Origin of the sequence: Streptomyces sp. DvalAA-14 (genome assembly GCF_900091855.1) — a bacterium.
Taxonomy (GTDB): Bacteria; Actinomycetota; Actinomycetes; order Streptomycetales; family Streptomycetaceae; genus Actinacidiphila.
In genome coordinates, this window is the sequence record NZ_FMCH01000201.1 from 1 (window position 1) to 7,791 (window position 7,791).

General features: G+C 68.6%; 7 protein-coding genes. 3 read left to right on the forward strand and 4 right to left on the reverse strand.

The window, feature by feature from the left end:
* Positions 1–427 (reverse strand): single-stranded DNA-binding protein (locus tag GA0115240_RS10155; protein WP_093736339.1); only part of this gene is annotated, 427 nt, incomplete at its 3' end.
* Between the two features lie 71 nt (positions 428–498).
* On the reverse strand, positions 499–789 hold the full coding sequence (rpsF, locus tag GA0115240_RS10160; RefSeq protein ID WP_093736340.1) for a 30S ribosomal protein S6: 291 nt from the start codon (positions 787–789) through the stop codon (positions 499–501).
* A 249-nt stretch (positions 790–1,038) separates the two neighbouring features.
* On the opposite strand from rpsF, the gene GA0115240_RS10165 reads away from it, so the two are divergent.
* The 3 genes from GA0115240_RS10165 (at position 1,039) to GA0115240_RS10175 (ending at position 3,773) form a co-directional block, all read left to right on the forward strand.
* On the forward strand, positions 1,039–1,428 hold the full coding sequence (locus GA0115240_RS10165; protein ID WP_346267934.1) for a hypothetical protein: 390 nt from the start codon (positions 1,039–1,041) through the stop codon (positions 1,426–1,428).
* Positions 1,429–1,547: 119 nt separating this feature from the next.
* Positions 1,548–2,669, forward strand: coding sequence for a lipid II:glycine glycyltransferase FemX (locus tag GA0115240_RS10170; RefSeq protein WP_093736341.1), 1,122 nt, complete (start codon positions 1,548–1,550; stop codon positions 2,667–2,669).
* 63 nt (positions 2,670–2,732) lie between these two features.
* Entirely contained in the window at positions 2,733–3,773 is a 1,041-nt protein-coding gene (locus tag GA0115240_RS10175; RefSeq protein ID WP_093736342.1) for an alanine racemase, read from the forward strand.
* 75 nt (positions 3,774–3,848) lie between these two features.
* Here the strand turns inward: GA0115240_RS10175 and GA0115240_RS10180 are convergent, their stop codons facing one another.
* Together GA0115240_RS10180 and GA0115240_RS10185 are read right to left on the reverse strand one after the other, a co-directional pair.
* Positions 3,849–5,300: a glycosyltransferase family 87 protein gene (locus GA0115240_RS10180; protein WP_093736343.1), complete on the reverse strand. Its 1,452-nt coding sequence runs from the start codon at positions 5,298–5,300 to the stop codon at positions 3,849–3,851.
* A 66-nt stretch (positions 5,301–5,366) separates the two neighbouring features.
* A partial coding sequence (locus GA0115240_RS10185) for a transglycosylase domain-containing protein (protein WP_272919882.1) occupies positions 5,367–7,791 on the reverse strand: 2,425 nt, incomplete at its 5' end.

Here is a 7,791-nt window from a genome sequence, read left to right on the forward strand (position 1 = left end):
CACCACCCTGGCCGCCGCCGGCGCCACCGCCGTAGCCGCCCTGCTGACCGCTGCGGCCGCCGCCGCTGGTCTTGGTGACCTTGGCGGTCGCGCTCCGCAGACTGGCGCCGACCTCGTCGACATCCAGCTCGTAGACCGTCCGCTTGACGCCCTCACGGTCCTCGTACGACCGCTGCTTGAGGCGCCCCTGCACGATGACGCGCATACCGCGCTGGAGCGACTCGGCGACGTTCTCGGCCGCCTGCCGCCAGACCGAGCAGGTCAGGAACAGGCTTTCGCCGTCCTTCCACTCATTGGTCTGCCGGTCGAAGGTGCGGGGGGTGGACGCGACGCGGAACTTCGCGACCGCCGCACCGGACGGGGTGAAGCGCAGCTCGGGGTCGTCGACGAGATTGCCGACGACCGTGATGACGGTCTCGCCTGCCATGGGATGACCTCTCGACTGGCTGTGGCTGTGCCGGCCTTGCTGGCTGGCTGGCCAACCGGCCTTGGTGGGGACTAGTGCAGTTCCGGACGGAGGACCTTGGTCCGCAGCACCGACTCGTTCAGGTTGAGCTGACGGTCGAGCTCCTTGACGACCTCGGGTGTGGCCTTGAGGTCGAGGACCGAGTAGATGCCCTCGGGCTTCTTGTTGATCTCGTAGGCGAGACGACGACGGCCCCAGGTGTCGACCTTCTCCACATTGCCGCCGCCCGTGCGGACGACAGCGAGGAAGGACTCGATCAGCGGGGAGACAGCGCGCTCCTCGAGATCGGGGTCGAGAATGAGCATGAGCTCGTAGTGACGCATAGTGGAACCCACCTCCTTTGGACTCAGGCGGCCACGGCGTTTCCGTGGCAGGAGGGCTTGGCTTGCGTCGCAACGGTAACCCGGGCCACTGACAGAGCCAGGCCCGCGAAAAAGAATCCGGTGCAGACCGTACAGACTACCCGTGGACGTCCCCCCGGTTGAAATCCGGGCCCGCATGACCCCAGTCTGTACATATCGGGTGTGTGTAGGGCGTTACCTTGCGCCATCGCTCCGTCACGGAGGTGCCCCATGGCACAACATCACGCGACACAGGACCAGCAGACCCAGGACCGGACGCGGGACCAGCAGAACCGGGCCCCGGACGGGACGACGCCGCAGCAGGAGAGTCCGGCGAAGGAGCTCCTGCACCGCATCTGGCTCAACAACGACGGCCGCCGCCATCCGCTGGTGAACTCTATCGTTTGGGTGACGGTGGTGCTCGGCACCATCTCGACCGTCACCGCCGGTTTCCCCAGCCTGCACGTGCTCACCTGCTGGACCGGCGTGATCGGCATCCTGGCCGGCGGCTGGGGCCAGTACATCTCCGAGACGACGTCGGAGCGCTTCGCGCTGATCCTCAGCCTGGCCATGTGCGGACTCGGCTTCTACATCGGGATGGCCAACGGCGGTCTCACGTAAGGGCCCGGGCCGGCCGCGGCTGCCGCGCGGTGGGGCCCAGGTAGTAGCGGGGGCGCTTCCCCCTCACAGTAGGCTTCGGGCCAGTAAAGCCCGCAGTCTGAGCATGGGGAGCGCCCCGTATGAGCCTGACCCTGAGGACCATCAGCCGCGAGCAGCACCTGGCCTACATCCAGAGCCTGCCGTCGGCGAGCCACTGCCAGGTTCCGGCATGGGCTGATGTGAAGAACGAGTGGCGGTCGGAGAGCCTCGGCTGGTTCGACGACAGATCCGGCCAGATGGTCGGCGCCGGCCTCGTCCTCTACCGGCAGCTCCCCAAGGTGAAGCGGTACCTGGCCTATCTGCCCGAGGGCCCGGTCATCAACTGGTACGCGCCCAACCTGGACGAGTGGCTCCAGCCGATGCTGAGCCACCTCAAGGCGCAGGGCGCCTTCACCGTGAAGATGGGCCCGCCGGTGATCATCCGGCGCTGGGACGCGACCGCGATCAAGGCGGGCATCGCCGACCAGGACGTCAAGCGGCTGCGCGACGTGGAGGCGACCTTCATCGAGCCGCGCGCCTTCGAGGTGGCCGAGCGGCTGCGCCGGATGGGCTGGCAGCAGGGCGAGGACGGCGGCGCGGGCTTCGGCGACGTGCAGCCGCGCTACGTCTACCAGGTGCCGCTGGAGAACCGCTCCCTGGACGACATCCTCAAGAACTTCAACCAGCTGTGGCGCCGCAACATCAAGAAGGCCGAGAAGGCCGGCGTCCAGGTGATCCAGGGCGGCTACGACGACCTGCCGGTGTGGCAGCAGCTGTACGAGATCACCGCGGAGCGCGACCACTTCCGGCCGCGCCCGCTGTCGTACTTCCAGCGGATGTGGACCAAGCTCAACGCCGAGGACCCCAACCGGATGCGCCTGTACCTGGCGGTCCACGAGGGCGAGGCGGTCTCCGCGGCCACCATGCTGACCGTCGGCCGGCACGTCTGGTACTCCTACGGGGCCTCCGCCAACCACAAGCGCGAGGTGCGGCCGTCCAACGCGATGCAGTGGCGGATGCTGCGCGACGCGTACGCGATGGGCGCGAGCGTCTACGATCTGCGCGGCATCAGCGACTCCCTGGACGAGAACGACCATTTGTTCGGCCTGATCCAGTTCAAGGTGGGCACCGGCGGCCAGGCTGCCGAATACTTGGGTGAGTGGGACTTCCCGCTCAACAAGCTGCTGCACAAGGCACTCGACATCTACATGTCGCGCCGCTGACGGCCGACTCTCCCCCTGGACTGCCGTCAGGGGGTGCCCCCAAAGGAAGGTCCTGACCAGGTCATGGCGCTGACCCTGTACGTCGACACCGCACGCTGGCGTGCCCACCATCAGTCCGTGGTGGACCAGTTCCCCGGCCTCGTGCCCGTCTGCAAGGGGAACGGCTACGGCTTCGGCCACGAGCGCCTTGCCGACGAGGCGACCCGGCTGCGGGCCGGCATGCTCGCCGTCGGCACGACGTACGAGGCCGCCCGGATCAAGGACTTCTTCGGCGGCGATCTGCTGGTGCTGACCCCGTACCGGCTCGGCGAGGAGCCGGTGCCGCTGCCGGACCGGGCGATCCGCTCGGTCTCCTCGGTGGAGGGGGTGCGCGGCCTGGTCGGCGCCCGGGTGGTGATCGAGGTGATGAGCTCCATGCGGCGGCACGGCGTGGCCGAGGACGACCTGGTGAAGCTGCACACCGCGATCGACGACGTGCGTCTGGAGGGCTTCGCCATCCACCTGCCGCTGGACCGCACCGACGGCAGCGAGGCGGTGGAGGAGGTCTTCGCCTGGATGGAGCGGCTGCGCGCGGCCCGGCTGCCGCTGCACACCATGTTCGTCAGTCATCTGAAGGCCACCGAGCTCGCCACGCTCCAGCAGCAGTTCCCGCAGACGAAGTTCCGGGCCCGGATCGGCACCCAGCTGTGGCTGGGCGACCACGACGCCACCGAGTACCGGGGCGCGGTGCTGGACGTCAGCCGGATCGCCAAGGGCGAGCGGTACGGCTACCGGCAGGAGAAGTCGGCGGCGGACGGCCACCTGGTGGTGGTGGCCGGCGGCACCTCGCACGGGGTGGGCCTGGAGGCGCCCAAGGCGCTGCACGGGCTGATGCCCCGCGCCAAGGGCGTGGCGCGGGCCGGGCTGGCCACCGTCAACCGCAATCTGTCGCCGTTCGTGTGGGCCGGCAAGCAGCGCTGGTTCGCCGAGCCGCCGCACATGCAGGTGTCGATCCTGTTCCTGCCCAGCGACGTGGCGCCGCCGGCGGTCGGCGACGAACTGGTGGCGCATCTGCGGCACACCACGACGCAGTTCGACCGGGTCGTGGACCGCCAGCCGGCCTAGGCCGAATCCAGCACCCGATAGGCAGGGGCCCGGCAGCCGCGGACACGGCTGCCGGGCCCCCGCCGGCTCCGGTCGTCAGGCCGCGTGCCTCGGCTGGCCCGGCACCGTGCGCAGGACGAACACGTCGTCCGCGCCGTCGAGCACACCGCCGGCCGGGTCGTCTTCGCCGCCCTGCCGCAGTACGTCGTGCTCGGGCAGCAGGATGTCCCGTACCACCAGACCGCACAGGTAGAGCACGCCCAGCAGGTGCGCGGCGATCGCCAGGTGGTAGGCGTCGGCGGTCAGGCCGTGGTGCTTGGTGCCGGTGACGTACGCCAGCCGCATCCAGATGCCGAGGAAGTACAGCACCTCCGCGCCCTGCCAGATCAGCAGGTCGCGCCAGCGCGGGCGGGCCAGCACGGCGAGCGGCAGCAGCCACAGCACGTACTGCGGTGAGTAGACCTTGTTGCCGATCACCAGCGCCGCCACCACCAGGAAGGCCAGCTGCCCGACCCGCGGGCGGCGCGGGGCGTAGAGCGCCAGGGCCGCGATCCCGGCGCACAGCAGCAGCATCACGGCGGTGCCGTAGGCGTTGACGCCGGTCAGCGGGTTGCCGGAGCGCTCCATGATGATCAGCCAGAAGGAGCCGTAGTCCGTGGTGCGGTCGCGGCTGAAGGTGTAGAACTGCGCCCAGCCGTCCGGGGCCAGCAGCATCACCGGCAGATTGACCAGCAGCCAGGCGACGACCGCGCCGCCCAGCGCGGCCGACCACTGCCGCAGCCGACCGGCCCGCAGGCACAAGATGAACAAGGCGGCCAGCAGCAGCACCGGATACAGCTTGGCCGCGGTGGCCAGGCCGATCAGCACACCGGCCGGCACCGGCCGGCCGCGCGACCACAGCATCATGCCGGCGGCGGCCAGGGCGACCGCGAACAGGTCCCAGTTGATGGTCGCGGTCAGCGCCAGCGCGGGGGACAGGGCGATGAACAGGCCGTCCCAGGGGCGCCGCCGGTTGGTCCGCGACACGCACACCACCAGCACGACCGCGCAGATCATCAGCATCGCGGAGTTCACGATCCAGTAGATCTGCGCGCTGTGCTGCGCGGTGCCGTGCGGGGTGAACCAGGACGCGACCTCCATGAAGAGGCCGGTCAGCACCGGGTACTCCAGGTAATGGATGTCCGAGGAGCCGCTCACCGCGTCGGGCAGGCGGTCGAAGTACGGCACCAGGTCGGTGGCGAAGCCGCGCTGCGCGTACAGGTGCGGGATGTCGGAGTAGCAGGCGTGGATGTACTGGACGTCGCCGCCCTGGAACCAGCCGCCGGAGTAGCAGGAGGCCTTCTGCACCATCCCGAGCGCGAACATGCCGATCACGACCAGGACCATCACCCGCAGCGGATTCCACCACCGGTGCCCGCCGATCATGGCCCAGCGCCCGGCCGGGCCGCCGATGAGGTCGCTGGCCGCGGCGGCCAGCGGGTCCTCATCGGTGGGGCGCACGGGAAGCTCTCGCCGGTCGTCCTCTGCACGGTCGCGCACGCTCGTCATGACGACATCCTGCCGTACGCGACTGTGCGGGCGAGAGCCCCCGTGGCCCCTGGGGCGGTCAGAGCGTCACAGCCCGCCTCCGGGCTTGTTGGGTCCGCGTCCCGGTGGACCGCTGGTCGGACTCCCGGTGGGCGTACCGGTCGGGGTACTCGACGGCGGCGGGGTGGTGGGGTTGTTGCAGTTCTGCCACGGGAAGCACGGCGTGGTGGGCGTGTCCGAAGGCGTCGGCGACGTCGGCGGCGTGGTGGGCGGCGTCGTCGGCGGCGTGGTGGGCGGCGTCGTCGGCGGCGTCGTGGACGGCGTCGGCGTGGTGGCCGTCGGCGTGGGGGTGGGGCTCGGCACGTTGCCCCAGATGACCTTGCCGACGCTGCCCGTCGGCTGCTGGAAGGGGGTCTTGGGCGCCCCGTCCAGCGCGGCGCTCATGTAGTCCTTCCAGATCTGCGCCGGGTAGGAGTTACCGTGGATCGTCTGCTGCCCGGCCGTCCCGTACATGGACAGGAACGGGTTGTTGATCGCTTTGCCGGCCTTTTCGGTGTGGGTCGCGTCGTCGCGGCGGAACATCACGATCGAGGTGGACAGCTGCGGCGTGTAGCCGTCGAACCACGCCGACTTGTTGTCGTCGGTCGTACCGGTCTTGCCGGCGGCGACCCGGCCGCCGGGCAGCTGGGCCGTCTCACCGGTGCCCTTCTTGATCACGTCGGCGAGCATGCCGGTGATGGTGTCGGAGACCTCGGTGGAGAAGGCGACCTTGGGCGTGCTGTGGTGCTTCCAGAACGTGTCGCCCTCGTGCAGGACGCTGGTCACCGAGTAGGGCTCGTTCTGCACACCGTGGTTGTCGAAGGTCGCGTACGCGTCGGCCATCCGGATCGCGCTGGGTGACGACGTTCCGATGGAGTACGTCACGCTGTTCTTGTAGTCCAGCAGGCCGTTGTTGGAGTCCGCGACCAGGCCGGCGGCGAGCGCAGCCTTGGACACCAGATCGGTGCCGACATCCTGGCCGAGCTGCACGTACGGGGAGTTGAGGGACTTGTCCAGCGCGGTGCGCAGCGTGACCTTGGGGTAGTTGTCGCCGTCGTCGTTCGGCTGACGCCACTGGAACGGCTTGTTGTTCTTGTCGTACCCGATCCAGGGCTTGCCGGTGTAGTCCTTGATCAGCTGGTTGTTCTTGCCGCTGAACCAGCTGTCCGGGGAGACCGGTGTCCGCTCGTCGTCCCCCTGCACCGGGGGATCATCCGGATTGCGGGCGCCGTGGGTCATCGCGGCGGCCAGCACGAAGGGCTTGAAGGTCGAACCCACCTGGGCGCCGGTCTCGTCGGCGTTGTTGGTGAAGTGCTTGGTGGCGTCCGCGCCGCCGTAGATGGCCTCGATCGCGCCGTCGGTGGGATTCAGCGAGGCCCCGCCGAACTGGACGAACTTGTCCGCGTCCTCGCCGTCGTCGTTCTTGTGGGTCCCACCCGGCTTGATGTTGGCCTTCTGGACCTTCTGGACCGCGGCTTCCAGCGCCTCCACCTTGGGTTTCTGGAAGGTGGTCTTGATCGAGTAGCCGCCCTGCTCCAGCTGGGTCTGGGTGAGGATCTTGTTGTTCAGCAAGTAGTGGTTGACGGTGGTCACCATGTAGCCGATCTGGCCGGCCATCTGGGTGTTCGTCTTGATCGGCAGCGGCATCGGGTACTTGGTGTACTTCGCCCGGTCCGTCGGCGACAGCCGCTTGAGGGTGACCTCGGCGTCGAGGATCGCCTTCCAGCGGATCTCCGAGTTGACCTTGTTGCTCGCCGCGGTGGCGTTCGGGTCGATGTTCGTCGCGCCCGCGGGGTCGTAGTAGGTCGGGCCCTTGAGCAGCGCGGCGAGGAACGCGCACTGGCTGGGGTTGAGCTTGTCCGCGTCGATCCCGTAGTACGTGCGGGCCGCCGCCTGGATGCCGTAGGCGCCGCGGCCGAAGTACGAGGTGTTGAGGTAGCCCGCCATGATCTCGGACTTCTTCATGGTCGCGCCGACCTTTATGGAGATGAAGAGTTCCTTGAACTTGCGGGTGAAGGTCTGCTGCTGGTTGAGCCGGGTGTTCTTGACGTACTGCTGGGTGATGGTCGAGCCGCCTTGCGTCTCGCCGCCCTTGGCCATGTTGAACAGGGCGCGGGCGATGCCCATCGGGTCGACGCCCCGGTCGGTCTCGAACGTCTTGTTCTCGCCCGAGATCACCGCGTCCTGCATGGCCTGGGGGATGTCGTCGATCCCGATGATCTGGCGGTTGACCTCGCCACCGGTGGCGATCATCTGATCACCGTTGGACCAGAGGTAGACGTTGTTCTGCGCCTTGGCCGCGAGATTGACGTTCGGGACGCCCACCATGGCGTAGGCGATGCCGATCAGACCGACGATCGAGCCGACGAAGCCGATGAACACGGCGGTGACCTGACGCCACGAGGGCATCCAGCGGCGCCAGCCGTCCTTGCCGAAGCGCGGGTAGTCGATGAAGCGCTTCTTGGCGGGACGC